Source organism: Nonomuraea sp. NPDC049400 (genome assembly GCF_044466425.1).
Lineage (GTDB): Bacteria > Actinomycetota > Actinomycetes > Streptosporangiales > Streptosporangiaceae > Nonomuraea.
Map to the genome: position 1 here is coordinate 253,915 of NZ_JBITMP010000007.1, position 26,342 is coordinate 280,256.

Genomic DNA, 26,342 nt, shown 5'->3' on the forward strand with positions numbered 1-26,342 from the left:
GGCGCATCCAACGATGCATGAAGCGATTCAAGCGTGCCGGATCGGCGATGGTGGCGGGCGTACTGCTGACATCGACCGCGTCCGGCCTCTTCACATCCGACGCCGCCGCCGCGCGGTCGGCGGCCACGGGTTCCGCGATCTCCGCAGGTTTCCGCGGAGAAGCGGCGGCGGCCGAGCGCTGCCGTACCGACGCCCTCACGGCGCGCCTCGGGCGGCAGGACCCGGGGGCGGGCAACGTGTACGCGCCGCTGGTGCTGACCAACACCTCCGCCCAGACCTGCTGGGTGTACGGCTTCCCCGGGCTGATCATGATCGACGGCAACGGCGACGCGCTGCGTACCCGGGTGCGCAGGGAGAACCTCCGGCCTCGCCGGGTCGTGCTGAAGCCGAACGCCTCCGCTCACGCCCGGCTGCACTGGGGGATGGTGGAGACCGGAGCCGAGAAACGATGCCCGGCGCCGGCACGACTGATGATCATTCCTCCGGACGAGGCGGCGGCCCACCTGGAGATCCCGTTCAGGGCGACAGTCTGTGACAACGGCCGGATCGACGTCAGGCCGTTCGCCCCGGGAGCGGCCTGACGGCACAGGCGCGCCGACATCCGCCGCAGTTCGCTGACCAGCTAAGACAACGCGGCGTTGCCGGCTGTGACAGGTACCGCGGTGCTGCGTTGTCACAGATCGCCGTGCTGCCCTGTCTTTCCGGCGAACCCGACGTTTGCGGAGCGACAGGAGCGAGACCTTGCCACGGACCTTGCCACCACCCGGTACCACCGTCCGGATCCGGGTCCGGATGAGCGCTCGTGCCATCGACGAGCCGCACCGCGTTTCGAGCCCGCTCGAGCTGCTGTTCGACCTCACCTTCGTGGTCGCGGTAGCCAGCGCCACCGCTCAGCTCGCGCACAGTATCGCCGACGGCCATGGCTTCACCGGACTGGTCTCGTTCCTTCAGGTGTTCTTCGCGATCTGGTGGGCGTGGATGAACTTCACGTGGTTCGCCTCGTCCTACGACACCGACGATGTCGCCTACCGGCTGCTGACCATGGTGCAGATGGCCGGCGTGCTGGTCCTCGCCGCCGGTGTGCCCGCCGCTGCCGGGCACGGCGACTACGGGATCGTCCACCTCGGGTACGTCATCATGAGGATCGGCCTCGTCGCCCAATGGCTGCGAGCCGGTCTCGAAGACCCGGCCCGCCGCCGCACCGCGCTGCGCTACGCCACCGGCATCAGCCTCGTGACGGTGGCCTGGGTGCTTCGCTACCTGCTCGCGGAAACAGGCATCCTGCCGGCATTCGCCGGACTGCTGCTCTTCGTCTGCCTGGATGTCCTGGAGCTCGCGGTGCCACGGTGGGCGGAACGCGCCAGGCCCACCAACTGGCACCCGCACCACATCGCCGAGCGCTACGGCCTGTTCACGATCATTCTGCTCGGTGAGAGCGTCCTGGCCGCGAGCAGGGGAGTGGAAGGAGCGCTCGAGGCGGGCCAGATCAGGGTGCCCTTCGTCGTCATCGCCGGCTGCGGCCTCGTCCTGCTGTTCGCTCTTTGGTGGCTCTACTTCCTCATCCAAGCGGGGGAAGGTCTCAGTGACCGCCGTCATCGGTCGTACCTGTGGGGATACGGCCACTACGGCATCTTCGCGGCCCTGGCGGCCCTCGGCGCCGGGCTCGAAGTGGCGGTGGAGCAGAGCGGGAACGAGGTGGAGGCGTCGTCGTTGGCACTCGGTTACGCGGTCGCCATCCCGGTCGGTGTGTATCTCGCCCTGCTGTGGGCGGTGCACGCGCTTGTCGTCGCGGAGAACGTCATCTATCCCCCCGCGGTCCTGGGCTGTGTCACCCTCGTCCTGTTGCTGCCACTCGCGACGCCCGTGATCGGCGTGGCCGCCGTGGTCGCGGCGATCACGGCCCTCTGCGTCCTGCTGGTCGCCGTCACGATCACGACCGCAGCGGCCGGAGCGCGTCGTCAGGGCCTGCAACCGGCCGGCTCCGGCGAGTCGTGAAGGAGACCGCCGCCCGCCCTCGGCGGCCTTCAGCGCGGCGATCAATCACCAGGGCGGCCGACGACGACTTCGACCGCAGTCCGGAAAGAATTTCGCGGCAGCTGTCACAAGCCCGGAGGCTGCCCTGTCTTAGCTGGCGATCGGTTGGCACATGGGTGCCCCGGCAGACAGAAAGGGTGCGCCATGAAGATCGTGGTAATCGGCGGGACCGGCCTGATCGGGTCGAAGCTGGTGGCGAAGCTGGGTGAGCACGGTCACGAGGCGGTGGCGGCGGCCCCGAACACCGGCGTGAACACCATCACCGGCGAAGGGCTGGCCGAGGTGCTGGCGGGCGCGCAGGTGGTTGTCGACGTGTCGAACTCGCCGTCCTGGGAGGAGACCGCCGTACGGGAGTTCTTCGAGACCTCCACCCGCAACCTGCTCGCCGCGGAGGCCGCGGCCGGCGTCGGCCACCACGTCGCGCTGTCGATCGTGGGTACGGAGCGGCCGCCCGGGAACGCCTACTTCCGGGCGAAGGTCGCTCAGGAGCAGCTGATCGAGAAGTCGTCGATCCCGTTCTCGATCGTGCACGCCACCCAGTTCTTCGAGTTCGTCCGGGGCATCGCCGACAATGCCACGGAGGGCAACACGGTGCGGATGCCGCCCGTGCTCTTCCAGCCCATGGCGGGCGACGATGTCGCGCAGGCGGTCGGCAGGGTCGCGGTGGGGACCCCGTTGAACGGCATGGTCGAGGTGGGCGGGCCCGAGCAGGTCAGGATGGACGAGTTCTTCCGCGACGCGCTGGCCGCCTGGGGCGACCCGCGCGAGGTGGTCACCGACCCGCACGCGCTGTACTTCGGAGGCGAGCTGCTCGAGCGGTCGCTGGTGCCGGACGACGGCGCCACCCTCGGCCAGATCCGCTACCGCGACTGGCTCGACCGGGACGCCGCCGCGAAGTAACACGTCCTCATCGAAGGCGCCCGGACGAGCCGCGATCGACGGCCCGCCGCACATCCACTCAAGCCCCGCATGGAGGAAAGATGAGCTCCCCGAACGGCGAGGACGACTTCCTGTACGAGCTCAAGGCCGAGGTCGAGATCGAACTGACCGCGGCCGAGGCGAGCCGGCCGCAGGAGGAGCTCGACCTGCCGGTCACCGACTGGCTGTTCGACCCGACGGACGTCGAGCGGGAGGAGATCGGCCTGCGGGGCCTGATCGACGCGGTCGAGGTGCTGGAGGAGGACTCAGGGCCGGGCGATCATGCCGCGTGAGACGCGGTGTCACGGCTTCGCCGGTCCCGGCTCTTTGCCCGGGTCCTCGTGCCCAGGCTTGGCTCTGGCCTCTGATGATGACTCTGCGTTAGACGTTATCCCGACCGACGAGAGCAACTCACGAGCCGTGTCGATCTTGTCGCGCAGGGCCGGATCGATGGCCAGGAGCAGGCAGAACACCGCCCAAGCGATGCTGATGAGCAGCGCCGACCGGTAGACGTCGCCTTCCAGTCCTATGACGGGCTTCAGCGCGGTGACCGCCAGAATGGGCAGCCCCATCACGGCGACGGTCCGGCTGATCAGCAGCAGGCGCTCCTTCCAGCCCCGCTGTTCGGCCGGTACCGGTGGCTCAGGGCACTGGCGCAGGGTGGCGAGGTCTCCTGAGGCGACAGCTCGTACGACGTCGCGCAGTTCCTCGCGCACCCGTTCCCTGCCCGGGCCGAGCGCCTGTTTGCGGAGCTCTCGTACAGCGCGAGCGGCTCCTCGAAGGGTTCCGTCGAGCTGGGCGTCAGGTCCCGCTCCCGCCCCTTTGAACCAGCGCGGCAGGTAGCGTTCCATCCGCTGCGCGACCTGCTCGATGCGGCGGCCGAGATTGCGCCGCTCTTCCTCGTCGAGCGCGTCGCAGAGCGCGTCGAGGGTGGCGCCCCTGCCATGCAGACCGCGGATGCGGCTGATCAAGAGAATGCTGACCAGGGAGCCCAGCCTGACGTAGCTGCCGCGGATCGCGATCGCGGCCGCCAAGCCCAGCAGGGCCACGCCTGCGACGCCCGCTCCGGTGGTGGGAGACATGCGAAGCAGCGCCGCACCCCCGATGGCGAAAGATCCGCAGATCGAGGCGCCGGTGAGGTATCCGAATGGTTTGCGGAAGAGTGTCCCGACCAGCGTGCACGCGGTGATCAGCCCGGCCACCGTCGCGGCCGTGCTCGCCGTGGGGGCAAAGGTCGCGATTACCGGCCACATGACCCACGCTCCAGCCATGCCCGCCACGGTCCTCAGGTGGAAGAGCACCCACCACCACCACGTGTCGACCCGAACATGGCGAAGGAAGTAATGTTCGGCTTCTTTCCGCGCGTCCGCGAGATCGCCGGCGGCTACCCCGTCGATCGAGTCCAGAATCCGCAGAGGGCCGTGCCATCGCTGCATGGCTCGGGAGATGATGGTCCACTCGGTGGAGTGCAGAAGACGCCGCAGTGGCCGAATCGGGCCACCGCTGCGCCACCACGCTCGGCGCGGCAAGGCCCGCCCGTCCAGCACACCGGCCGCGAGCGCCGGTAGACCCAGGTGCCGGAAGTAGTCGGCGAGTCCCTGCGCGGCCTGCGGATGGCTGGCCACATTGAACAGCTCCAGCACGGCGAAGGGCCGGTCGAGTTCTTGGAGCATGCGCGAAACGCCCAGGAACGCGTCGGGTTCGGTGTTGCGCGCCCGTTCGTAGTAGTCCAGGGCCGCCTCGGGCGCCCGCACCCAGTACTCGAGGGACGAAGCCAGCCGTATCAGCAGATCCCCGTGCTGATTCTCCGGAAAGGCGGCAAGAGCTTCGGCCGCCAAGGTCGGCGCGTCACGTGCGTCGGCGTTGCGGATCAACCACAACCACAGATCGACATCCCCCGGATGTCCGGCCAAGCCCTGCCGGGCCACTCGCATGCCTTCCGCTTTCTGGCCGGAGTAGTAGAGGTACGCGGCCACCGCCGCAGTCGCTTCGGCGTTGCCGGGCACCTCGGCCAGCGCCCGCTCGGCATAGGCGACCGCCCTGGTGTCCTCTTCGATGCGTGACAACCATCCGGCGACGTCGAGCAGCCCGCGTGGCCCGCCTCCAGCCAGTGCTGTCAGATGGTTGGCGATCCGATCGGCCTCGGCTATCCTGCCCAGCTCGTACAGCGCGTGCGCGCTCACCTCCATCGGCCGGCGGCCGGTGGGATCAATGCGTGCGGCCTCCCTTGCGATCCGCAGCGCGTCCTCGTAACGGACCAGGCTGATCAGCTCGTCCGCGACCTGGCAGAGCAAGTCCGCGCCGTCGGGCGTGCGGGAGGCCACGGCCCTCGCTGTCTGCTCGGCGCGCCGGAAGCGACGCAGCCTGAGCAACTGGCCGACATACGCGGACTGGACCCGCAGGTCGTCAGGGGCGAGAGCGGCCGCTCGACGGGCCGCGCCGAGTGCCCGGCGGCGCCTGCCTTTTTCCTCCAGGATGCTCTGCTTCAGCAGGTAGCCGTCGGGGTCCTCCGGCCTGCGGCCGATCGCCTGGCGTAATTCGCGCGCCGCCTCTCTGTGCCGCCCTGCGTCGGTGAGGGCATCCACCAGACGTTCCGCGTGGATTCGGTCCCAGGGGGCTCGTTCGACAGCCGCGCGCCAGTGCGTGATCGCGTCTTCGGTCCTGTCCACCGACTCGTACAGCGAGGCGACGTCCTCAGGAGCCCATCCATCGATGAGAGCGTGAGCTTCGCCATCCCTGTGCAGCTTGAGTAGACACGTCGCAACCGATCGGCGAACGAGATCATCGTCCGGGGCGATGGCCGATGCTCGCTCGGCGGCAGCCAGCGCATCCAGGTCACGTTCTCGCTCGCCGTAGGAGTGGGCGAGTCGCACAAGCAGATCAGGAGTGCCGGCGACGCGATCAGCATCATCCAGGAGCCCCTGCTCGATGAGGCGCCCGACCACCTGTGGGGCGCCGGCGTGGTGTTCCCGGAGCAGCTGCCACTCCCTTTCGGCCTCGTCGAAGCGTGCGGCATCGCGAAGGTAGTCGATGCGGGTGAGGCGGAGGCGGACGTCTTCGGGGTCGTCCGCCAGCGCTCGATCGACGAAGTCCAGCGCGACGTCATGAAACCCTTGACGGTGGTACTCGACGGCGATGTCCGCCCGAGCGTCGTCAGGGAGAGCCTCGAAAGCCTGCGCCGCTTCCGGGAGGCGCAGCAGGTCCAGGAGCAGGTCACCCCGGGCGCGGTGCAGTGCCACGTCATCAGGGGCATGCGCCAGGGCGGCGTCCAGCGCGCGCAGCGCCTCGCCGCGAAGCTCGGCCTGCTCCGCGAATCGGGCAAGATCTCTCCAGAGCTCCACGCTCCCAGCGCAGCGCCGGACAGCGAGCCTGGCCAGGCGAAGCGCCTCCAGTGGACGGCCCGCATAGCCCAGGTAGCGAATCTGCTCGTGGTACGCCTCCCAGGACGAGGGATCGAGAGCGACCGCACGTCCTGCGAGCCGTGCGGCGAGCAGATCCGCGTCCTCCAGCGAGCAGATCTCGGCCACTTCCAGCAGGCGCGCAGGGGAGGGCGGCGTGACGCACTGCTCGACGACTCCCTCGGCAGCTCTGTATCGGCCCATTTTGAGAAGGACCTTGAGCCGGAGGAGAAGGGCGTCGCGATGCCTGGGGTCGGCCGCTGGAACCCCTTCGAGCAGGCGCAGGGCCACGCCGTATCGGCCCGCCGCTGCTTCCGCCGCGCCCGGGATGACAGCAGAGTCGCCGGCTTCAGCCGCAAGATCAGTCGCCATACAGGCTCCTCTCGCTGGGCTCCTGTCATCCTGTCGAGCTCTACTCAAAGGAGTCGTCGTCGGCGGATAGTGAGACCGGCGGGCAACAATTTACGCTATATGCGGGTATTCTTCGGCAGCTCTCGCTCGGCGGTGACGTCGCGCCCTGCCCAGTTGAGCGTCGCCTTCCCGCTCGGGTGGAAGTCCAGTTCCACTTCGCCCTTCATCCTGGCGAAGTACCGTGATTCGGACATGGGGCGCAGCTCGGTCTTGGCCAGTCCGTGGACTTCGGCCATGAGCCGGTCGCCCTCTCGGGTGATGTCCATGGTGGAGGTGCGTCCCGCGTACCGCATGGTGTAGCGGCCGGCGTGCCGATCGAGGACGGCGGGATCGACGGTGACGAAGACGCGCCGGCTGGGCAGTTCGTACGGCTCGCTGCGGGCGATGGCCGCCAGGCCTCGCTCGATGTCGGTGAAGGCGGCGTTCTCGATGTTCGACAGCATGGACACGAAGAGGCCGTCGCTCTCGTAGCGGGTCGAGATGCTGACGAAGCCGATGGTGCCGCCGGAGCTTTCGAAGCGGCCGGGGCTCACCGCGCAGCCGTAGCCGTAGGCGGTGCCGTCGGCCTCGACGTGTGGCTTGACGAGCTGGGCGAGCGAGTCGGGGTGCAGCAGGCGGTGGCGACCGCGGTTGCAGCGGTGCAGGTCCTCGACGGTGGAGTGGAGCGCGCCCGCGGCGTCCTGGTTGGAGTTGTCGAGGTGCGGGGTGGGGATGATCCGGCCGTCGGCGGACATGTAGCCGCGGGCCTGGTCCTTGACGAGTTGCCGGCCGTCGTCCAGGCCGGTGTGGTGCATGGCGAGGGGGGTGAAGAGGTGCCGGCGTAGGTACTGGTCGTAGGTCAGGCCGGAGAGCCGCTCGATCACCTCGCCGAGCAGGACCCAGCCGGAGTTGCTGTAGCTCATGCGTTCGCCCGGCTCGAACAGCGGCGGCCGGTCCCTGAACTCGTCGATGAGCTGCCGCCTGGTGTGCGGTGTTCCCATGACGCGGGTGAAGCCCTCCGTGGTGACGTAGTCGGGGATGCCGGAGGTGTTGGTGAGCAGGTGATGCAGGGTGATCCGGTCGCCGCGCGGGTAGCCGGGCAGGTGCCGCTCGATCGGGTCGTGCACGCGCAGGCTGCCCCGTTCCTGGAGCTGCAGGATCGCGATCGCGGTGAACGTCTTGGTCTGTGAGCCGATGCGGAACGCCGTGGCCGGCGTGTTGGGCACGTCGTGCTCGTGGCTGGCGAGGCCGTACCCCTTGGTGAACAGGACCCGCTCGCCGCGCGCGACCAGCACCGCGCCGCTGAACCTGCCGAGTTTCGTGTACGCGCTGACCAGCGCGTGCATCCGGCGTCGTAAGAGGATCATTGATACTCCAGTTTGCTTATTCAAGTTTGACTATCAGAGCATGGGGTCGCTGATATGGTCAAGCTTGACTATCCAGCGGAGGTGTTGCGTGTCGTCGACCCGACTGCTCGTCCTGGGCCTGCTCCATGAGGGGCCGCGGCACGGCTACGAGATCAACCAGCTCGTGACCGCCGGGGCGCTGGAGCAGTGGACCGACGTCAAACCTGGCTCGATCTATCACGCGTTGGCGAAGCTGGAGCACGAAGGGCTGGCGCAGACCCATGCGGAGGAGCGCACGGGTGACCGGCTCAGGCGCGTCTACGCCATCACCGCCGAAGGGCGCCGCACGCTGCACGACCTGCTGCGCAAGGCCCTGGCCGCGCCGCCCCACTCCACCCGCTCCGACTTCGCACTCGCATTGCGCTGGCACACCCTGCTGGAGTCAGGCGAGGCCCGGGACCTGATCGCCGCCTCCGCCCGGGAACTGGCGGCCAGGAGCACGGCCCTGGCCGCCGGTCGCGAGGCGAAGGCAGGACTGTCACCGCTGGCAGACGCCCTGTTCGGCAACGCCGAGGCACATCTGGCGGCCGACGCCAAACTGCTCGGCGACCTCCAGCGACTACTCGACGCTCCGGCAGCGACCACAGAGTGAGAAGGCCTGTGTCTGGCGCGGCTCATGCTGCCCGGCGGCAGCCGTCTAAGCCCAGGGGCGGGGGAAGGCGTCGCCGTCCAACCGCTCGCCCACGGTGAGTCCGAGAGGATCGGTCACGATGTGCCCGGCCCCGCTGTAGCGGGTCGCCGCGTCCATGTAGATGGTGACGTGCGCGAGCCGGGCCTGGGCGGTGCGGTTGGGCAGCGCCATGTGGCCGGTGTAGCCGCTGTGGAAGGTGCAGTCGCCGGCGCGGAGCGGCACGGTGACCCGGGGGATCCAGCGAAGGGACGGATCCATCTCGAACAGGTCTTCCTCGTGGTGGAGGTCCTGCGGGCGCAGGCCGGTGCGATGCTGGGTGCCGGGCAGGAAGGTCATGCAGCCCCGCTCCGGAGGGACGTCGACCAGCGCTATCCACGCCGACAGCGGGAGCCGGTCGCCTGCGTGCGGCCAGTACGGACGGTCCTGGTGGAACTCCGTGGCGGCGTTGTTGTGCGGCTCCTTGACCAGCATCTGGTCGTGCCAGAGCCGCAGCGAGAACCCGGCGAGTTGTTCGGCGATCCGGCCGAGCCGCCGGTCGAACGTGAGCTCTCTCAGCGTCTGGTCGCGTTGCCAGACGTTGACCAGCTGGCTGAAGACGCCCTGCTTCTCCAGGCTCTCCGCGCGATGCGCCTCAAGGAACGCCTCGGCGCTAGCCCGGAAGCGCTCGACCTGGCCGGGCTCGAGAACGCCTCGCACCCGGACGAAACCGTGTTCGCGGTACGCCGCCACAAGGTCCTCCGGCACCCGGCCGTCGGCGCCGACGTCGCTGCCGTGCTGTCCGGTCGTGGTCGTTGCCATCTCTGACCTCCAAGGTTCTTGCCGTCGGGATACTGCAAGCGTCGTCGTGGTGTGCCGCCATGGGCTAGGCCGATCCCGGCGAGTGCTCGTACGATCCCGACATGCCTGCCACGCTGCACGAGCACGCGCTGTTCGCCGGGAGCCCGGTCTTGGCAGGTGTCCACCACCCGAACCCCGACGTCGAGCCGCACGCGCACGACTTCCTCGAGATCGCCGTGATCGGAACCGGTCGCGGCCGGCACGTGACCAGCCAGGGCGAGCACCCGCTACGGTGCGGGCAGGTCATCGTGCTCCGCCCCGGCGCCTGGCACGGGTTCCGGGACTGCGCCGACCTGACCGTCGCCAACTGCTGCCTGTCCGCCCAGGCGCTACGGTCCGAACTGGCGGCCCTGTACGACATCCCGATGCTCCGCCGGATGTTGTGGACCGATCCGGTGGCATCCGGCACGCACGGCGTGGCGGTCACGACCGTCGATCCGGCCGCCGCCGAAGAGGCCATCGCGGAGATCGGCCTGCTCGAACGAGACCTCGGAGCCGATCAGCGCCGACCTGGCCGGGTGCTGGGCCGGCTGATCACCGTGCTCGGCGTCCTGTCCGACGGCCGCGACCCCGAACGGCGGACGCTCGAGCCCACCATCCACCCCGCCGTCGCCGCCACCATCGCCCGGCTCGAGGCCGCGCCTGCCCATCCGTGGCGGCTGGATGACCTCGCCCAAGCGGTCAACCTGGATCCCGCCTATCTCGGCCGGCTGTTCAGGCAATACGTCGGGTTGACGCCCCTGGGCCTCCTGGCCCGGCTGCGGGCCGAGCGCGCCGCCACGTTACTGGCACACTCGACCCTGCCGACTGCCCGGGTCGGCGCCGCCGTCGGCTGGGACGACCCGACGTACTTCGCCCGCCGCTTCCGGACGCTGGTCGGGCTGACACCCACCGAATACCGGCGACGTACCCGATCAGCCGCCCATACTCAGCGGGAGGGTGACAGCCGCTTACGTCGAAACGACGACACTGCATTTTAAGAGCAACCGTAAGACTGGTGGCCTCTTATGGCGTGGTGACTGGAGTGTCAGGTGTCGGCGCACCTCATCGGCGGGCAAGGGAGCGGAAGAGTATTCACGGCCGAATTTGCTGCGTTCGGCTGCGGCATCGGAGGCCGGCCAGATGAGTCGCCACGTGTGTCTGGACGGCCTGTGGATGGCACAGCACCTCCCCGAGCAAGCGAACTTGTCGGGTTACATGATCGGCCGAGGTGGGGGCGATGGTAATCTGTATTTCCGTAGGACCAGAGCGTTCTCGCGCCTGGGACAGACAGAAAAGGCACTGGATGATGTCTGTAGGGCGATAGTTGTGCTGCCGGCGGGTAACAATGCGACTTATCAAGATCCGCGGGGGACGGGCGGCTGAAAGTCGTAGAGACACCGGGACTCTTTGTAACGTTGTCGGCGTTCGTAGCCGGCGGCGGTTTCGCCATGTTGAGATCACGAGATTGATGGCAGGACCAAGTGATGAGCCTTGCACTATCGCCGTTCTTTCCAGATCTGATCGAGCCCGTCCGGGCGATCGGCGGAAAAGAATTCGACTTCTCTCGGCAAGTGGTCGTGATGGCGATCTTGAATCGAACGCCGAACTCCAACCTGGATCCGAACAAGTCCATGGACCTGGAGGCGATCGTCTCCCGGGCCGAGCAGGTCATGGCGGACGGGGCTGATTGGATCGACATCGGCGGACGAGCCTTCGTCGGTGTGCAAGAACAGTTGCCGGTGCGGGACGAGATCGACCGCGTGGTGCCCGCCATCGAGGCCATCCGAGAGAAAACGGATGCCATCATTTCTGTGGATACGCATCTGCCCGAGGTCGCGTTGGCGGCGTTCCAGGCGGGAGCGCACGTCGTGAATGACACGTACGGGCTGCAGACTCCAGGAATGGTGGAGGTCATCCGTGAGACCGGTATGAGCGTGATCATCACGCACAGCCTCACAGGTCCGGGCATCCGCCTGTCGAGGCCGGGTTATGGCGACGGCGTGACGGCGGAGGTCGTGGCGTTCCTCCGGGAACGGGTCGCCTACGCGCTGGAATACGGCATCAACCCGAACCGGATCTATATCGATCCGGGGCATGATCTCAACAAGAACACTTTCCATTCGTTGGAGGTCACCCGCCAGTTCGCGGACATCGCGAGGCTCGGCTACCCCGCGATGTGCGCCACGAGCAACAAGCATTTCATCCGGGAATCGCTGGGGGTCGAGCGGGGCGCGAAGGAATTGGCGAGCGGAACTGTCGCCGCGAACGCGATGTGCGTGTTCAACGGTGCGCGGCTGATCCGGGTGCACGACGTGAAAAGCAACGTGGCTGCGATACGCGCGACCGAAACCCTGCTGGGCCTGCGCGACATCGGGTTGGCCGCGGAATAGCAAAGTGGCCGTCGCGCGCCGAGCATGGCCTGCGGCGATCATCGCCCCGCCTCGTCGAGGATCTCGATTACATGCCATGTAATCGACAGGGCCACGGGAAACCCGTCCGGGCGGGACGCGTTCATCGCGTTCATCGCCGAGGCCCCGGTGGCCCGCGCCCGGCTCGGCCTCAAACGGGTCATCGCCGACGATGAGCATGTGGTGATGCACTACCACATGGCCACGGACGACGACCCGCGCGGCGTCGCCGTCGTCGACATCTGGCGGATGACCGACGGGCAGATCGTCGAGCACTGGGATGTCGTCCAGCCGGTGCCGGAAGCCGCCCAGGTTCCCCACGGCATGTTCTGACCGGACGGCGTGGAGCAGCGATCGAGACCAGAACACCCGCAGATGTCGGTCTGGTCCGCCCCGCGTCCAGTCCGACGCCGGTCAGGACGCGTCGTAGCGCAGGCGGGAGGCGGCCACGTACGCGCGGTGCTGCTCGGCCCATGTGATGAGTCCGGAGACCTGTGCCGAGAGCGTCTCCCCGACCGGGGTCAGGGCGTAGTCCACCCGGGGTGGCGAGGTGGGGGTGACGGTGCGCTCGACCAGGCCGTCGCGCTCCAGGCTGCGCAGGGTGAGAGTGAGCATCCGCTGGGAGATGCCCTCGATGGAGCGCCGCAGCTCGGAGTAGCGCTTGGGTCCGTCGCCGAGCAGGTTCATCACCAGCACGCTCCACTTGTCCCCGACGCGGTCGAGGATGTCGCGCAGTTGGCAGGTCGGGTGGTCCTCGCCGACTGTTTCGCGCACATCGGTGTGCCTTGCGCGGGTCAAAGTGCCTTCTTCCGTCATGGCGGCATTGTGGACCAGACTCGATGCGCGCACAAGAAGTAACCAGCGTACAGAAAGTGCTGTTGCGATGAGCATCGACTTGACCGATCCCCCGCCCAGACGGGGACCCCGCCCGCGGACCACGGGTCTGGAGATCCCGCACGACCAGCTCGACCAGTTCTCCCCGCCGCGCATCAGGGCCGCCCTGGTGGGGGAGGCGCAGGCGCTGGCGGGCGTGTTCACCGGCGCCAGCCAGGTGTCCGAGCCCGCGTCGCTGGCGCTGCGGCTGCACGAACCCGCCGGGCCGTGGGCGGCGTTCCTGCACCCCAGCCGTGACGAGTTCGGGCACATCCACCGCTCGGGCTTCCTCCACCTCACCGTGCCAGTGCGGCTCATCGAGCCGCTGGAGCGGGCCGGATGGATCGAGCCGCATCCGATCAGCCGGCGCCCTGAATGGCCGGACACGATCGTGATGCTGTACGCCCCCCGCGACGAGGCCGAACTGTCCGTCGCCCGCGCCGTCCTGCGCGCCTCCTGGCTGCAGGCCACCGGATCTTCCACGGAAACGGAGTGATCATTATGCGTGCCATGGCTTTCACCGACTTCGGCGCCGACCTGCGGGCCGCCGACCTGCCCGTGCCGGAGCCGGGTCCCGGCGAGGTGCTGGTTCGAGTGCTGACCTCCTCGGTCAACGGCTTCGACCTCGGCGTGCTGAGCGGCTATCTCAAGGGCGTGTACGACTACGAGTTCCCCGTCGTGCTCGGCAAGGACTTCGCCGGCACCGTGGCGGCCGTCGGCGCGGGCGTGACCGGTCTGACGCCAGGTGAGGACGTGTTCGGCGTGGTCATGCGCCCGACCCTGGGCCAGGGCGGCTTCGCCGACTACGTGGTGGTGAGCGAGCAGTACGGCCTGGCCAAGATCCCCGACGGGCTCGGCCACACCCGCGCGGGCGTGCTGGGACTGGCCGGGACCGCCGCGCTCAACGCCATCGACGCTGTCGCTCCGGCACACGGGGAGACCGTACTGATCTCGGGTGCGACCGGCGGCGTGGGCGCGTTCGCCATCCAACTGGCCGCCGCGCGCGGCGCCCGGGTGATCGCGACCGCCCGCCCCGGGGCCGAAGCCGCCTTCGTCACCGGCCTGGGCGCCACCTGGGCCGTCGACCACACCGATCTGCAGGCGCAGGTACGCGCGATCACGCCCCGCGGGGTGGCGGCCGCGCTGCACCTGGCGGGCGACGGCCCAGCCGTCGCCGCCCTGCTGGCCGACGGCGGGCGGCTGGCGTCCACCCTGCACTACATGCCCGACGAGCCTGGCCGGGACATCAAGGCCACGGCGGTGATGGCCGACCCGACCCCGGCCACCCTGACCCGGCTCGCCACCGAGGCGGCCGAAGGACGTCTGCGGGTGCCGGTGGCCCGCTCCTACCCGCTGGCCGAGGCGCCGCGCGCGATCGCCGACTTCACCGCCGGGACTGTCGGCAAGCTCGCCGTCACGATCTGAGCAGGCGCCGCGGCCGGCAACGCCGAAACGCTCGTCCACACCCTCGCCGAGATTTCGTACAGAGCCCGATCAGGGGCGCGCCGACAAGTGGTGCCCAGCTGCGGCGGGGGTTCAGGCGATCAGCAGGCGAAGGCCAAGCTCTGCCGCATCGAGATCGACGAGGTCTCGGTTGCGTTCGGCCCACCGACCGGATGCGAGGTCGCTACGGAGGCTGTGCACTGCGCGCTGCTCGGCGTCCGGCCCGACTCTGGCCCAAACCGATACCCCGCGACGGACAGTCTCGTCCAGGTATGCCTCCGGCCGACGCCAGTAGGCCTCGAAGAAGCCGTCAGCGCAGTCCCACGGTATGGGCACCGGTTCCGTCCGGGCTCCGATCGCGCCGGCCTGCTCGGTCACCGAAGGCCGGCCGACCAGGAGGTCCGCGACCTCAGGCAGGTAGTCGCGGGTAAGCCAGAACCGCTGACGCCATCCGGTGTCGCTGGTGTCGTGCGTGAACACCACCACGCGGCGAGCGACCCGCCGCATCTCGCGCAGGCCGGCAATCGGGTCCTGCCAGTGATGAACGGAGGAAACAGCCATCGCGGCGTCGAAGGACTGGTCATCGAACGGCAGGTGCTCGGCAGAGCCAACCAGGCACGGCGCCGCGTCCGGGAGGCGCTGCGAACGCATGAGCGCCGACGGTTCCACCGCGAGTACGTGGCGGTCGGGGGGCTCGTAGGACCCGGTGCCCGCCCCGACGTTCAGTATGGTCCGGGCATCGCCGAGCGCAGCCCAGATCTGCGCAGCGATGCGCGGCTCGGTGCGCCGTGTCACGGTGTAGGTGGCTCCGATGGTGTCGTACAACTGCGCGCCGGACATTGACACTGCCTTTCTGGCCGTGACCACCGTCGTCCGCGCACCGTGGCTGTGGCCTGAGTAGCGTGCCACTGCGCGGGATGCCGCTTGATCGCTATTTCACCATATTGATCGGCCATGGGCGAGAGTTACTGCCACCAAGCTCAGAGGTTCTGGAACAGGCACTGACCTTGTCTTTTAACCTCTGAGCTTCGCGTATGCCGCAAACGGGATTTGGTGAGCGGTTGCTTCCTTTTTGTGGTGGTTGGGGCGTAGGTAGGCCTCGCCGGTGGCCAGGATGCGATGAGGGCCGCGGTGGCTCAGGCCTGTCGGGGGGAGCGGATCAGCAGGGTGGCCAGTGCTTCGTCCGGGCCGACAGTGCTGTAGATGTGTGGGACGTCGGCCCGCCAGGAGATGTGCTCGCCTGGCGCAGCCACCAGGGGGGCGTCGGCCGGGCCGGCGCGCAGCACGCCCGCGTAGACCGTGACGTGTTCGGTCACGCCGGGGGCGTGGGGTGGCGAGTGTTGCACGATGCCGGGCCGGACGCGCATGCGCAGCAACTCGAACGTTGCGGTCGGCTCCTCGAAGACCTCCAGCAGTGTGGCCGTTACGGCGGCGCCGGGCACGTGTACGGCCTCTGCGGGCGGTGCGCCGGGCTCCAGAACCAGGGCCGTCAACGGTACGCCCAAGGCTCCTGCCACCGCGTAGAGCGTCTCCAGCGTCGGGTTGCGGGTGCCCAGCTCCAGGCCGGACAGGGTGGCCTTGCCGATGCCGGCGCTGCGGGCCAGCGCAGACAGGGAGATGCCGCGGGCCTCGCGCAATCGCCGCAGCCGGCTCCCGATATCCGTGTCACGGCCGTCCACCCGGCAATCCTTGCATTCCGCCGCCGGGCTTGTCCCGTGGTGGCCACGTGGTTATGGTTCGTTCCGTAAACGGAACGATTGGGAGTCTGGCGACACTGAGGGGTGGGCGTGCGGGTGCAGGCCGTCATGGCGGGGCTGGTCAGTGCGGTGGTCGGCTACGCCAGTTCGTTCACCGTCGTGCTCGCCGGACTGCGTGCCGTCGGGGCGACGCCGGGGCAAGCCGCGTCCGGGCTGCTCGCCCTCTGCTGCGGCATCGGGGCGGCGGCGATCTTCCTCGGGCTGCGATACCGCATGCCGATCAGCATCGCCTGGTCCACCCCCGGCGCGGCGCTGCTGGTGGCGACCGGTCCCGTGCCCGGCGGCTTCCCGGCCGCGGTCGGCGCGTTCATCGTCTGCGCCGGGCTCATCGTCCTCGCCGGCCTGTCGCCCTGGCCGGCCCGGGTGATCGCCGCCATCCCGCGTCCGATCGCCGGTGCCATGCTGGCGGGCGTCATCCTCAGCCTGTGCACCGCACCGGTCCGCGCCGTCGTCGACATCCCGCTGTTGGCCGTGCCCGTCGTCCTGACCTGGGCGGTGTTACAGCGGTACCTGCGGCAGTGGGCCGTTCCTGGCGCGCTCGTCGCGGCGGTCATCGCCATCGCGGTGCACGGGCCCGGCAACGGCCTGTCCGGCGCGGCGCTGCGGCCCGCGGTCGAGCTGACCACCCCGACGCTGAACCCGTCCGTAGTGGTGAGCATCGCCATCCCGCTGTTCCTCGTCACCATGGCTGCGCAGAACGTCCCCGGTATGGCGGTCATGGCGACATACGGGTACATGCCGCCCCTGCGCCCGGTCCTCGTCGCGACCGGCCTGGCGAGCGCGGCAGCGGCGCCGTTCGGCGGTCACGCCGTCAACCTGGCCGCGATCACCGCAGCGCTGACCGCCGGCCCGGACACCCACCCTGACCCCCGCCGCCGGTGGATCGCGACGGTGGCACTCGGCGCCGGGCAGCTGACGCTCGGCCTCGGCGCCGGCCTGGCCATGGCTCTGGTGCTGTTGTCCCCACCTGTGCTGGTCATCGCGGTGGCCGGCCTCGCGTTGTTGTCGGCGCTCGGCTCGTCGCTGGCCGGCGCGGTGACCGAGCCGGAGGGACGGGAGACCGCGGTGGTCACTTTCGTGGTCACCGCCTCGGGGATGACGATCCTGGGCATCGGCGCGGCGTTCTGGGGCCTGGTCGCGGGCGGCCTGACCGCACTCCTGCTGCGCAGGCGAACACCGGTGGAACAACAATCGTCATCCACCGCGGAAGCCGAGGCGGAACGTCCCGAGGGGCAGGTGGTTGGCATGTCGGCCGATCGGCGGTCGTAGTGGAAGTCGGGGAGAAGGCGCGCCTGCACCTACGGTTCAACGGTTTCGAGCGGTACGCGAGAGCCTGGTTGCCTGCGGTCGCCCACCTGGCCATCACGGAGGGCGCCCTCGTCCCGCGCTCCTGGCAGGCCCGCTCATAGTGGCTCCAACCTCAAAGGGCGAAGATGAGATCGGCGTTGGGGCGTACCTCCGGCAGGCGGGTGCTCGTCACGATCGCCAGCTCGGCCGGATGTCTCCCGCCCGGCCGCCACTGGCCGCCCACCAGCGGGATCAGGGCCACGTTGGGGGTCGGCCCGCTGGTCCAATCCAGCGGGCCCGCGATGGTGTCCAGCCGGGTGCGACTGATCGCCTGGGCCACCGAACGCCGGTCGGCGAGGTCGTCGGCGGTTGACAGGGCGTGGACGGCCACCTCCACCAGGGCGTAGGCGAGGCCCAGCGGCTGCAGCCACTGGTTGCCGGTGCGTTGCTCGTAGGTCTCGGCCAGCAGGGCGGGTGTGGTCCCGTCCAGACTGGAGCGGAACGGGTGGCGCGGTGACCAGTAGACGAGGGTGGCGATGCCCGCGCCGCTCAGGTCGCCGGCCGCCGAGGTGCACGGATAGGCCAGCCAGCGGGAGGAGGTGATGAGGCGGGGACGCAGCCCGTGCTCGATGGCCTGACGGTGGAACAGGGCCAGGTCGTCCTCGGTCGCGGCGGTGGTGATGATCTCGGTGCCCGCGTTCCGGAAGTGGTCGATGTACGGGGTGAAGGTCGTGGCGGGTTCCCGGTAGCCGCCGGGGTCCACCAGCCGGTGTCCTCGTTCGGCGGCCTGGGGCAGGAAACCATGCTGGGGGTGGCGCAGCAGGCGACCCGGCAGTTGGTTGTTCCACAGGCAGCCGACCGGAGCGGAATGCGGCGCGCACAGCTGCCACATCTCGGTGAAGACGTCGGCGATGTCGTCCAGGCCCCAGGCGAAGTGGTACGTCCAGGCGAAGGGGCGCGAAGGGTCCCCGCCGCGCCCGTACACGTAGGCCTGCCAGGGAAACGTCGTGGACACACAGGGCACGCCGAGCTCTTCGCAGGTGTCGGCGACCGCGGGCAGTACCTGGGTGCCGCCCAGGGTGAGCACGACCTGTGCCCGCTCCTGCTCCACGAGCTCGTGCACCGCCCGGCGGGCCACGGCTGGGTCGGAGCGGCTGTCCCGGCCGGCCAGGCGGAGGTTGTGTCGTCGGCCGTCGTTGACGACATGGGTCACGGTCGGTGCCAGGAGATCCAGGACGAAGGACAGTGGATCACCGAGCCGGGACAACCTGCCGGTGTGGGGGATGACGGCACCGATGCACAGTTCTCCGACGGCCATCGCCGGCCCTCCTCGCATGTCGCACCGTAAGCACTGTGTCACTCCAGGTAATCATCGCCCCGCTGTCGAGCGAATCCTGACGCGCCGTCACCCCATCTACTTGCCGGAGCCGCCCTGCTGTGACAAGCAGATCTTCGCCGAGCAGGTTCCCGGCCTGACCAGCAGACACGGCCGGCGCGTAGCAGGGCTGATGTCCATGCTGCGGGCGGTGGCGCTGGCTCTGGGCGGGTCGTCCCGGTGCACGCCAGCCTGAAGAGCCGGAGTCCGTTATTGGATCGCAATCAACCTTGCGCGGCGATGAGAGGTCCAACCCCGTGTGAAGATCCTTTGTGGGGCGCTCGCTGTCTTCTCGGCCCTCGTGGCCGTCCCGGGTACCGCCCGCGCGGTCGTTCCCGCAGGCGAGATGTCCGCCCCGATCCGGTACGCCGCCGCCTCCGACTGCGACAAGGACCCGCGTAACGCCGCGTGGTGTGGTCCTTGGTGGTACCGGACGACCGACGGCAAGCGCCACCCGCTCAGCGGGGCGGGCCGGTGGTCGGGGGCGGTCACCGTCAGCGGTGACGGCCGCCGCCTCGCCTACATCGGGGCCAAGGATGCCCGGCTCGTCGTCCGTGACCTCGACGGCCGGACGCGGGTCTCGCGGGCCAAGGCGTGGCCGTCGAAGGAGGAGCTTGACGTCACTCGCGTGACGATGTCGTATGACGGCTCCCTCGTGGCGGTGAACTGCTGCTGGGCCGGCTTCACCGACCATCCCGCGCGGGTGTACGACGCCGCCACCGGCGCTCTGCTGGGCAAGGTGCCGGGGGTGTCGGTGCATGAAGATGCCTTGAGCTTCAGCGGCGACGGCGACCAGATCCTCGTGAGGACGGACGACGACAAGTCCGGCAAGCTCAGCGTCCACGACCTGAACGGCAAGCGCACCACCAGAGTCGTGCCGCCTCGGCTCATCGGAGACAACGCAGCCACCGCCGCGCTGAACGCCGACGGGCGCACCGTGGCCGTCTACGTCACCGGCCGCAAACCCAAGATCGCCCTGTACGACCTGGAGAGCAGGCAGGTCACCGCCACGTTCTCCGTGCCGGCGTCGGGCCAGAAGGTGGAGCGGGACCCTGCGGAGGACAGGATCGCGGAGGTCGACACGGACGTCCGGCTCGACTGGACGGGCGACTCCACGTTGCGGATGGTCAGGAAGGTCGGGTTCAAGCTGGTGCGGGTGAAGGTCTACGGCATCGACGTCGCCACCGAATCGGTCCTCCTCGAGCGCGCCTACGCCATCGCCGGAACCACAGAGGAGGCGGTCAGCGGCCTGTGATGGTGTGCCGATGCGCGAGACGGTCCATGAGGTGCTCGATGAGCATCATCGACGGTGTCCGTCAGCCGGCCCGATCCACTCACCCAGGTATGGAGAAGGCGACGGTCGATGAGGACAGCAGCACGACCCGCCCAAGAAGCCGGAGAACGTCCGCCGCGACTTCAAGCCGTCCCTGAGACGATCGGCGAGCTCACGAGCCTGCTCGCGCCCGGCGGCAACAACCGCTGAGCCGCGTTCCTTGATCCTTCTCGGTGGCGACGGCGGAGGCGGAGAGGAGCGTCGCAGCGGCGAGGCTGCCCCAGAGGGCGGACGAGCCGTGGGAGGCGAGAGCGGTGATGACCGACGGGGAGACGGCGAGGCCGAAACCCGTGGAGAGCTGGAAGCGGGCGAGGGCGCGTCCCAGGAGATGGGCCGGGGCGAGGGCGGTGACGAGCGCGGTGGCGCTGCCGGCATAGATGATCTCGCCGATGGTGCAGACCACGGACACCGTGGCGACCGCCGGGGCACCCCATCCGTGTCCCAGTGAGGTGGCCGCGAGGAAGCCGAGGTAGGACGCGGCGAGTACCACGCCGGCGAGAGCCAGCACGGTCCGCCGGGAGAAGCGGGACATCAGGACGGTGACCGGAACCTGCAGGGTGACCACCAGCACAGTGTTCGCCACGAAGATGATTGCCGACCACACCGGGGATGCGTGCAACTGTGTCACCAGGACAAGGGGGAGCGCGATTTCGGGGACGTTGAGGCAGAAGACGTAGACAACGTTGGCGGCCAGCAGCGCGCGCATCCGAGGTGCGGGCCCGCCGGCCCCGTCCGTGGCCGGAGTAGCGGCCGGATGCGCGTGCAGGTGGACCGACCAGGCCAAGGCCGCCGCGGCGAGATAGGCGAGCCCGGTGACGGCTGCCAACGCCTGCAATGCGGTGGTGCCGCCCGCCAGGCATGCGGTGGCGAGGAGGGCGCCCGCGCCCAGGCCGGCGTTGCGCAGGGCGCGGCCTGCCGCGAGAGCGGCGTCACGTTCGCGGCCGTGGGCGACCGTGGCCACGAGGGCTGCATGGGCGGCCGGCCATGCCTGGTTGCCGATGCCGAGGAAGAGTGCCGCCGTCGCGAACAGCCAGACGTTCCCCGCCGGGGTGGCCAGCAGCAGCGCCACGCCCAGCACCCGCACCAGCATCGACGCTGCCACGACCGTGCTGCGTGCGCCCCGGTCCAGCCATCGGCCGACCGCGGGCATGCACACCAGACCCACGACGACGCCGACCGTCATGGCGATGCCGGTGGCCGGCGCGGACAGCCTCAGCACCATCACCCCGTAGAGCAGCAGGAAGGGCCGCAGCAGGCCGGTGCCGAGCGCGTCCACGGCCAGGGCGACGGCATATCGGGGGCCTCCGGAGGCACGGACGAGGGCGCGGGGCCGGATCTTGGTGGTGGTTGCCATGGCGTCAACGATGCGTTCGGCCGCCCGGCCGACTGTGTCGGTTGACGGACACCGTCAATCGACGCGGTCGTCGGCCATCCGACCAGCGATGATGAGGGGATGACGTTGAGGATCGACATCGGCGGTTTGCCGTCCGGGCGAGTGCGGTTCGCTGCCTCCCCGCTGGCCGAGCTGACCGCGATGCTGCACGTGCTGGCCGAACCCGGGCATCACCCGCAGCTCGCCGGCTGGGCCGGGGACGTCTGGGCTGGGCTGCGGCCGGAGCTGGCCGAGCGGCTCAGGGAGGCGGAGTTCCTCTGGCGTTCCTCACGAGCCGACTTCCTGGTCCCCGCTCGTCCCCGGCCGACCCTCGCCGAGGAGCTGGACGATGTAGACCGGATCGACGATGAAACCTATGTGACCGCCGCGCTCATCACCACGTGCGGCAGCAACCGGGTCCACTTCGCCGCGCCGTCGCCGCTCGCCGACGCGACGGCGCGCGAACGGGCCCTGGACCTCGCCCAGGCCCGCGGCGCGCTCCAAGAGGCCTTCGCGGAACGGCTGCTCGCGGACCCCGCAGCCGTGCGGGCGCGGGTGCGTCACACCCTCGAACAGTGCGCCGAGTCCTTCTTCGACGCCGCCTGGACGGGCGTCGCCGTGCAACTCGCCACCGACCTGCGCCTGAAGAACGACCTGCTGAAGCGCCAGGGCATCGGGGCGGCACTCGCGTCAATCTCCAGCGCCGTCACCCTGGCGCCGGACGGCAACTGCATCATCGTGGACAAGCTGCAGGACAATACGACCGCCGCCCACGGTACCGGGGTCACCTTCCTCCCCAGCGTCTTCGGCCGCCCGCACCTGGTGGTGGTCCACGCGCCCGGGTGGCAGCCGGTGGTGCAGTACCCCGTGGCCGAGGCAAGTCCATCGAAGCCGGTATCGCTGGAAACGGTCACACTACGGCTGGAGGCACTCGCGCATCCGGTACGACTGCGGCTGCTGCGCACCCTGGCCCGCGGCCCGCACACCACCGGTGAGCTGGCCCACGCGTGGGAACTTTCACCCCCGGAGGTTTCCCGCCACCTCGCTGTCCTGCGCCGCGCGGGCCTGCTCACGGCCCGGCGGCACGGTCGTTACGTCCGTTACACCCTCAATCTCCCCGAGCTGACGGCGCTGGGCGCCGACCTGCTGACGGCCGTACTGCGCTGAGTGGCTTCGGCCTGCCAGAACGCGGGCGACCGCCGCCTTCGCAACATCGTCCGACTCCGCAGGCCGCCGAGCAGTACCGGCGCGACCGCCTGCTGCCATCGGGCAGCCGTTCCCCTGGGTGAGGCGTATTCAGACGTGGCGGGCGCGCTCGAGCTCCTCCAGACCTGACAGATCTCCGTAGGCGCACATCTGAGACTCGGACGAACCGCTGTGTCACGGCCATGACTGGAGTCTGCCGATCCGAGCTTGAGCGGGAGCGGACGGGAGATCGGGGGGCTTGTGCACGGTCAGGAATTTCTCCAGGTGGGCGGCCAGCATGATCCGGGCTGGCGGCCTTGAGATCGTCCCAGCGTGCTGGCATGCCGTCGCCATGGCACTCCACCGCGCGGTCGCTGACCTGACGCAATCAGCATGCCGCCATGAGGGACGAGCTCTATGATCAGTTCGTCCTGATCGTTGAGATTCGGAGAAGATGTCAATCTCATGCGCCGCGCCATGGTCCTTCTGGGTGGCGTCGCCCTCGCCGTCGGCGCGTTTGTCCTCTTCTACCGGGGCCCGGGACAACCGTTCATCCGCGGTTACGTGAGCGACGTCGTCGCCACCATGCTGGTCTACGCGTTCTTGGGGCTCCTGTGGCGCACCACCGCCGCACGCCGCACCCTGGCCACGGCCGCGATCGCCGCCGCCGTCGAGTTCTACCAAATACTCGGCATGACCCCGCCGGGGATCGGCGGTGTCCTGGTCGGCGCGTTCCCCGACCCATGGGACCTGGTCGCCTATGCCATCGGTGTGGTCGCGGCCCTGGCCTGGGAACGCCGATTGGTCCGATCCGGTGATCAGACCGGCTGACTCTCGGACACCACCCCCACCGGCACGCTGACGGTACGGATGCCCCCACAGCGGCGAGGTCGTCGCTGCGTCGACCATGACGGTGCGCAGCAGTTGGTAGAGCGTGAGCAGCGCCCACATCTCCTGCTCGACGCCGAGCGGGTCGCCCGACCTCAGCACGCGGCCGCGCAGGATCGTGTGCCGGAGCGCGTAGTAAGCCGATTCGTGTTCCCAGCGCTGGTGATACAAGGAGACCAGGGCGCCGGCCGGGTGGCGGCGGGCGTTGGTCAGCGTGGTGACCAGCCGGTAGGGGGCGTCGAAGACGGTGCCGTCAGCGCAGGTCACGGTGATCTGCGCGTCGACGATCCGCACCGGGACCGAGCCGATCATCGACAGGTAGGAGCCGTCTGCCAGGCGGGACAGGACCGGGACGCGGCGGTTGCTGCGCAGGCGGCCGACGACCTGAGCTCCGGTGCCCGTCACCGCGGCGAGGAAGTCGTTGCCATCGAATCCCTTGTCCCACAGCACGAGCATGTCCGGCCTCAGCAGGTGCAGCAGCCGCTTGGCGTATGCGGTCTCGCCCGTGGCGGTTGGCCCGAAGACCGCGCCGATCATCGCCCGGTTGCCGGTCTCCACCAGGGTCATCAGCTCCAGCTGGGGATAACCGCCATGGGCCAGCCGATCGAGCCAGGCCCGGTTGCGGCTGGTATCGGGGACCTTGGAGCGAGCTGCCGCCGTCGAAGGAGACCGTCCGGTAGCGGCCGAACCGCACCCCAGGGATCGTCGGCCGCGCCAGCGGGCCGCACAAAACCTCGAACAGCACCTGCATCGGCGCACCGCCCACCCGGCGGCGCAGGTCGCGTAACGCTTTTGCGGTCGGTGAGACAACAGCGGGCAGCCCGGCCAGAGCGCCGGTCATCTTGTCCCAGACAAGCAGGTAGCCGACCTCCGGAAACAGGCACATCGCCAGCAGGAAATACACCCCGACCCGCGAGGGAAGCTCCCGGATCCGGCGCTGCACCCGGCCGGTCTCCGCCAGCACCGCATCCACCAACTCGAACGGCACGACCTGCGTGAGCTCTCCCAGATGCCCCGGTGCGAACACCCCCGCGGCCACCCGCACCACCCGGGAAATGACAGACTGATCCCGCAACGGGACTCCACTCTTCAGATGATCTTCGCCGAACATCTGATCTACAGGAGTCCCGTTGCCCGTCTCAGCCGATTGACAAGAACCAAATCCCCTTAACTACCTGGCCTTGGGTGAAGCCCCGACAGCCCGCGATCGCAAACTGCCCGACGTGCCGATCACGGACGATGAGCGCTCAGCCGTCACTGGGGTGGGTGGGCAGGTGTGGAGCGTGCGTCGTAGGCCCGCTGCCGGGCGACGATGTCGTCGGCGTGTTCGACCGCCCAGGTGTAGAGGTGGGAGAACGGCTCGCGCAGCGACTCGCCGAGTGGCGTCAGCGAGTACTCCACCCCTACGGGCGAGGTCGGCAGGACGCGGCGTTCGATCATGCCGTTGCGTTCCAGGCGGCGCAAGGTCTGGGTGAGCACGCGCTGGGTGACTCCTTCGAGCTGGCGCTTGATCTGGTTGAACCGTTTCGGCTCGGCCAGCACCGCCATCGTCATCATCGACCACTTGTCCGCGATCTGGTCGAGGATCGGTCGTGTCGGGCAGTCGGCGCGGAAGACCTGCTTCGGCTCGCTGCTATCGGTCACCTAGGTATCCTCCGCGATGCTTGAGATGCCAAAAGTGCGTTATTGACGCACCTAGGCGATCACCCAACCATAGGTATACATCAGATACCTAGCGGCGCGGTGGCCACTGTCGCATCGCCGTCGCTGCCTCCGGATAGGAGTCCCCCGGCGTGAGCCAGCCGACCTTCCCCACCCTGCACATGACGCGCGACCGTGGTGTCGTCAAGGTCGTCATCGACAACCCTCCCGTGAACGTTCTCAGCCTGGCGATGATGGCCGACCTGATGACGCTGCTGACCACGTTGCGGAAAGATGAGACGGCCAAGGTCATCGTGTTCGAGAGCGCCGACCCGGAATTCTTCATCGCCCACGTCGACATGACGCTCGTGGACGACGAGGACGCCGCCGCCGACCCGACAGCCGGGGCGCCGGCCGGGCTCAACGTCTTCCAGGCACTCGGCGAGGCTCTGCGCACCCAGCCCCAGGTGACGATCGTCAAGCTGACCGGGATGGCTCGTGGTGGAGGGGCCGAGTTCGTCGCGGCGGCCGACATGAGTTTCGCGGCGATCGGCCGGGCCGGGCTCGGCCAGATGGAGGTTCTGGGCGGCATCGTGCCCGGTGGCGGCGGCACGCAGTACCTGCTGAACCGGGCCGGCCGCAACCGCGCTCTGGAGATCGTCCTGGGCGCGGAGCTGTTCGACGCGCAGACGGCCGAACGTTACGGCTGGGTCAATCGCGCGCTGCCGGCCGACGAGATCGACGCGTTCGTCGACCGGCTCGCTCGCAACATCGCCGACCTGCCGGACGGCTCGATCGCGGCCGTCAAGAGCGCTCTGCCGCCGCAGGACCTGGCCACCGGGATGCTGCGCGAGCACGAGGCGTGGGCGAGTCAGTTCGTCCGGCCCGCCGCGGAGAAGCTGCTGCGTGGCGCGCTTGCGGCCGGCGCTCAGACCCGCGACGGCGAGCGGCGCCTGGAGCAACTGCTGCGCTCGGTCGCGCTCTGAGGAACTTCAGCCGACCAGCGGCCTGGCCAAAGCCGGGGCGCAGGAACCGGGGCTCGCCGGTCGGGACGCCGCGAGCAGCTCGATCAGCTCTTCAACCTGCTCGACGTCGGCTCGGCCCGCTGGTCGCGTGTACACGCCGGACCGGGCCGACGGCCGCGCGCTGATGGTCGAGCAGGGCCACGGACCGTTCCTGACGTC

Annotated in this window: 24 protein-coding genes and 2 pseudogenes; 15 read left to right on the forward strand and 11 right to left on the reverse strand. The window is 69.2% G+C overall.

Going from position 1 to position 26,342, the window contains the following annotated elements; translation table 11 throughout:
* Positions 1-17 precede the first annotated feature (17 nt).
* The 4 genes from ACIBVN_RS13045 to ACIBVN_RS13060 all read left to right on the forward strand — a co-directional run bounded on the left by ACIBVN_RS13045 (position 18) and on the right by ACIBVN_RS13060 (position 3,245).
* Positions 18-581, forward strand: a complete 564-nt coding sequence (locus ACIBVN_RS13045) for a DUF4232 domain-containing protein (protein ID WP_397135760.1) — start codon at positions 18-20, stop codon at positions 579-581.
* Between the two features lie 211 nt (positions 582-792).
* On the forward strand, positions 793-1,995 hold the full coding sequence (locus ACIBVN_RS13050) for a low temperature requirement protein A (RefSeq protein WP_397135762.1): 1,203 nt from the start codon (positions 793-795) through the stop codon (positions 1,993-1,995).
* Positions 1,996-2,178: 183 nt separating this feature from the next.
* A complete protein-coding gene (locus ACIBVN_RS13055; protein ID WP_397135764.1) occupies positions 2,179-2,934 on the forward strand; it encodes an SDR family oxidoreductase in 756 nt (251 codons plus the stop codon).
* Between the two features lie 80 nt (positions 2,935-3,014).
* Positions 3,015-3,245, forward strand: coding sequence for a hypothetical protein (locus ACIBVN_RS13060; protein ID WP_397135766.1), 231 nt, complete (start codon positions 3,015-3,017; stop codon positions 3,243-3,245).
* A 9-nt stretch (positions 3,246-3,254) separates the two neighbouring features.
* Here the strand turns inward: ACIBVN_RS13060 and ACIBVN_RS13065 are convergent, their stop codons facing one another.
* Together ACIBVN_RS13065 and ACIBVN_RS13070 are read right to left on the reverse strand one after the other, a co-directional pair.
* Positions 3,255-6,722 (reverse strand): tetratricopeptide repeat protein, encoded by a 3,468-nt coding sequence (locus tag ACIBVN_RS13065; RefSeq protein ID WP_397135768.1) that lies wholly within the window; start codon positions 6,720-6,722, stop codon positions 3,255-3,257.
* A 95-nt stretch (positions 6,723-6,817) separates the two neighbouring features.
* Positions 6,818-8,107, reverse strand: a complete 1,290-nt coding sequence (locus ACIBVN_RS13070) for a serine hydrolase domain-containing protein (RefSeq protein WP_397135770.1) — start codon at positions 8,105-8,107, stop codon at positions 6,818-6,820.
* An 88-nt stretch (positions 8,108-8,195) separates the two neighbouring features.
* Here ACIBVN_RS13070 and ACIBVN_RS13075 point away from each other — a divergent pair, with 88 nt between their 5' ends.
* Positions 8,196-8,738, forward strand: coding sequence for a PadR family transcriptional regulator (locus tag ACIBVN_RS13075; RefSeq protein ID WP_397135772.1), 543 nt, complete (start codon positions 8,196-8,198; stop codon positions 8,736-8,738).
* Positions 8,739-8,783: 45 nt separating this feature from the next.
* Here the strand turns inward: ACIBVN_RS13075 and ACIBVN_RS13080 are convergent, their stop codons facing one another.
* The gene (locus tag ACIBVN_RS13080) at positions 8,784-9,575 is read right to left on the reverse strand and encodes a phytanoyl-CoA dioxygenase family protein (RefSeq protein WP_397135774.1); all 792 of its coding nucleotides are present in this window, start codon (positions 9,573-9,575) and stop codon (positions 8,784-8,786) included.
* A 101-nt stretch (positions 9,576-9,676) separates the two neighbouring features.
* On the opposite strand from ACIBVN_RS13080, the gene ACIBVN_RS13085 reads away from it, so the two are divergent.
* From ACIBVN_RS13085 to ACIBVN_RS13095, 3 genes are all read left to right on the forward strand, one after another.
* The gene (locus ACIBVN_RS13085) at positions 9,677-10,594 is read left to right on the forward strand and encodes an AraC family transcriptional regulator (RefSeq protein ID WP_397135776.1); all 918 of its coding nucleotides are present in this window, start codon (positions 9,677-9,679) and stop codon (positions 10,592-10,594) included.
* A 486-nt stretch (positions 10,595-11,080) separates the two neighbouring features.
* On the forward strand, positions 11,081-11,986 hold the full coding sequence (gene folP, locus ACIBVN_RS13090; protein WP_397135778.1) for a dihydropteroate synthase: 906 nt from the start codon (positions 11,081-11,083) through the stop codon (positions 11,984-11,986).
* A gap of 24 nt (positions 11,987-12,010) precedes the next feature.
* Positions 12,011-12,337, forward strand: coding sequence for a nuclear transport factor 2 family protein (locus ACIBVN_RS13095; protein WP_397135780.1), 327 nt, complete (start codon positions 12,011-12,013; stop codon positions 12,335-12,337).
* Between the two features lie 81 nt (positions 12,338-12,418).
* On the opposite strand, the gene ACIBVN_RS13100 is transcribed toward ACIBVN_RS13095, so the two are convergent.
* Complete coding sequence (locus ACIBVN_RS13100; RefSeq protein ID WP_397135782.1) at positions 12,419-12,820, reverse strand: winged helix-turn-helix transcriptional regulator; 402 nt, start codon at positions 12,818-12,820, stop codon at positions 12,419-12,421.
* A gap of 67 nt (positions 12,821-12,887) precedes the next feature.
* On the opposite strand from ACIBVN_RS13100, the gene ACIBVN_RS13105 reads away from it, so the two are divergent.
* On the forward strand, positions 12,888-13,373 hold the full coding sequence (locus ACIBVN_RS13105; RefSeq protein ID WP_397135784.1) for a luciferase family protein: 486 nt from the start codon (positions 12,888-12,890) through the stop codon (positions 13,371-13,373).
* A gap of 14 nt (positions 13,374-13,387) precedes the next feature.
* Positions 13,388-14,302 carry an NADP-dependent oxidoreductase gene (locus ACIBVN_RS13110; RefSeq protein ID WP_397135786.1) on the forward strand — a complete coding sequence of 305 codons (915 nt, stop codon included), beginning with the start codon at positions 13,388-13,390 and terminating at the stop codon, positions 14,300-14,302.
* Positions 14,303-14,413: 111 nt separating this feature from the next.
* On the opposite strand, the gene ACIBVN_RS13115 is transcribed toward ACIBVN_RS13110, so the two are convergent.
* On the reverse strand, positions 14,414-15,160 hold the full coding sequence (locus ACIBVN_RS13115; RefSeq protein ID WP_397135788.1) for a class I SAM-dependent methyltransferase: 747 nt from the start codon (positions 15,158-15,160) through the stop codon (positions 14,414-14,416).
* Between the two features lie 296 nt (positions 15,161-15,456).
* Positions 15,457-15,999 (reverse strand): helix-turn-helix domain-containing protein, encoded by a 543-nt coding sequence (locus ACIBVN_RS13120; protein WP_397135790.1) that lies wholly within the window; start codon positions 15,997-15,999, stop codon positions 15,457-15,459.
* A gap of 108 nt (positions 16,000-16,107) precedes the next feature.
* On the opposite strand from ACIBVN_RS13120, the gene ACIBVN_RS13125 reads away from it, so the two are divergent.
* A complete protein-coding gene (locus ACIBVN_RS13125) occupies positions 16,108-17,346 on the forward strand; it encodes a benzoate/H(+) symporter BenE family transporter (RefSeq protein WP_397135792.1) in 1,239 nt (412 codons plus the stop codon).
* A 151-nt stretch (positions 17,347-17,497) separates the two neighbouring features.
* Here ACIBVN_RS13125 and ACIBVN_RS13130 read toward each other — a convergent pair whose 3' ends face one another.
* Entirely contained in the window at positions 17,498-18,682 is a 1,185-nt protein-coding gene (locus tag ACIBVN_RS13130; RefSeq protein ID WP_397135794.1) for an ABC transporter substrate-binding protein, read from the reverse strand.
* A 316-nt stretch (positions 18,683-18,998) separates the two neighbouring features.
* Here ACIBVN_RS13130 and ACIBVN_RS13135 point away from each other — a divergent pair, with 316 nt between their 5' ends.
* Positions 18,999-19,994 carry a WD40 repeat domain-containing protein gene (locus tag ACIBVN_RS13135; protein ID WP_397135796.1) on the forward strand — a complete coding sequence of 332 codons (996 nt, stop codon included), beginning with the start codon at positions 18,999-19,001 and terminating at the stop codon, positions 19,992-19,994.
* 190 nt (positions 19,995-20,184) lie between these two features.
* On the opposite strand, the gene ACIBVN_RS13140 is transcribed toward ACIBVN_RS13135, so the two are convergent.
* Entirely contained in the window at positions 20,185-21,426 is a 1,242-nt protein-coding gene (locus tag ACIBVN_RS13140) for an MFS transporter (RefSeq protein WP_397135798.1), read from the reverse strand.
* Positions 21,427-21,525: 99 nt separating this feature from the next.
* Here ACIBVN_RS13140 and ACIBVN_RS13145 point away from each other — a divergent pair, with 99 nt between their 5' ends.
* The gene (locus ACIBVN_RS13145) at positions 21,526-22,611 is read left to right on the forward strand and encodes a DUF5937 family protein (protein ID WP_397135800.1); all 1,086 of its coding nucleotides are present in this window, start codon (positions 21,526-21,528) and stop codon (positions 22,609-22,611) included.
* A gap of 603 nt (positions 22,612-23,214) precedes the next feature.
* Entirely contained in the window at positions 23,215-23,460 is a 246-nt protein-coding gene (locus tag ACIBVN_RS13150; RefSeq protein ID WP_397135974.1) for a hypothetical protein, read from the forward strand.
* A 105-nt stretch (positions 23,461-23,565) separates the two neighbouring features.
* On the opposite strand, the pseudogene ACIBVN_RS13155 reads toward ACIBVN_RS13150, so the two are convergent.
* The 3 genes and pseudogenes from ACIBVN_RS13155 to ACIBVN_RS13165 all read right to left on the reverse strand — a co-directional run.
* Positions 23,566-24,276 (reverse strand): annotated as a pseudogene (locus ACIBVN_RS13155) (transposase); the annotation flags it as partial.
* Positions 24,263-24,628: pseudogene (locus tag ACIBVN_RS13160) on the reverse strand (transposase domain-containing protein); the annotation flags it as partial. The pseudogenes ACIBVN_RS13160 and ACIBVN_RS13155, both read right to left, overlap by 14 nt.
* A 143-nt stretch (positions 24,629-24,771) precedes the next feature.
* Positions 24,772-25,161, reverse strand: a complete 390-nt coding sequence (locus ACIBVN_RS13165; protein WP_397135802.1) for a winged helix-turn-helix transcriptional regulator — start codon at positions 25,159-25,161, stop codon at positions 24,772-24,774.
* A gap of 149 nt (positions 25,162-25,310) precedes the next feature.
* On the opposite strand from ACIBVN_RS13165, the gene ACIBVN_RS13170 reads away from it, so the two are divergent.
* Positions 25,311-26,144, forward strand: coding sequence for an enoyl-CoA hydratase/isomerase family protein (locus ACIBVN_RS13170; protein ID WP_397135804.1), 834 nt, complete (start codon positions 25,311-25,313; stop codon positions 26,142-26,144).
* Positions 26,145-26,342: the final 198 nt, after the last annotated feature.